Origin of the sequence: Alishewanella sp. HH-ZS, assembly GCF_001704375.1 — a bacterium.
GTDB lineage: Bacteria > Pseudomonadota > Gammaproteobacteria > Enterobacterales > Alteromonadaceae > Alishewanella > Alishewanella aestuarii.
The window spans coordinates 1-724 of record NZ_LZEJ01000099.1 but is presented as its reverse complement, the minus strand read 5'-3'; the positions used below and the strand labels follow the sequence as shown (position 1 = coordinate 724).

The window sequence follows — 724 nt, the reverse complement described above, 5'->3', positions numbered from 1 at the left end:
CAATTTGTGGGGATCCCTCAGCTGATTCCATCGTCTAAAAAATTTGATTATGTTGCTTTTACATTCAGCCGGGCTGCTTGGGGTCTGTGATAAATTTAATTGCTCGTAATCTCTTACTTCAACAAAAGCTGAGTTATAGGTATGGATATTCAATAAATCCAACGGGCTACAATTAGTTCTCATGTACCCTGATATAAGTCTCAACAAACACCATATGTAGTAACACTGTCTCGGGTTTTTTTCATCTATCCAATCGAGTTGTTCAGTCTGAATTTGATAGCTGCGGTACAATTCACCAATATGCTTTGCTTGCATTAACCTCGACTTTTCGTCAGGAAATTTATCCTTAAATTGCGTTTCAATTAGACTAATCATGTAGTTAGTATCAAAGTGAAAATTTCCTACAGATCTTGAAATTATGTTGATATTAACCAGGTAGTAGAAAGTAAACGATAGTTTATCTTCATCGTTCAGACCAAGTTCTGTTAACCAGCTAGTAAATGTTGTGTGATTCCTTACAGCCATCTAGATATCCAGTTTTGATAAAATATTTGATTGATTACAGGTTTATTTTTATTTGATTATCTATCGGTTTATGTTTAGTTTTTCATTGTCTATTTTTGGTCGCTGCTCCAAGTAAACCCCAATTTTCCTAGCATTTATAGTGCAAAATCCATTATGCGCAGTCACTAGATATTTATCGGAGTTTTTCAAGGTAGTTGTC

General features: G+C 34.7%; 1 protein-coding gene. It reads right to left on the bottom strand.

Annotated features, from left to right (window positions below; translation table 11 throughout):
• Positions 1-525, bottom strand: a 525-nt coding sequence (locus A9165_RS17020; RefSeq protein WP_218060756.1) for a hypothetical protein, incomplete at its 3' end; no start/stop codon positions are given.
• Positions 526-724 lie beyond the last annotated feature (199 nt).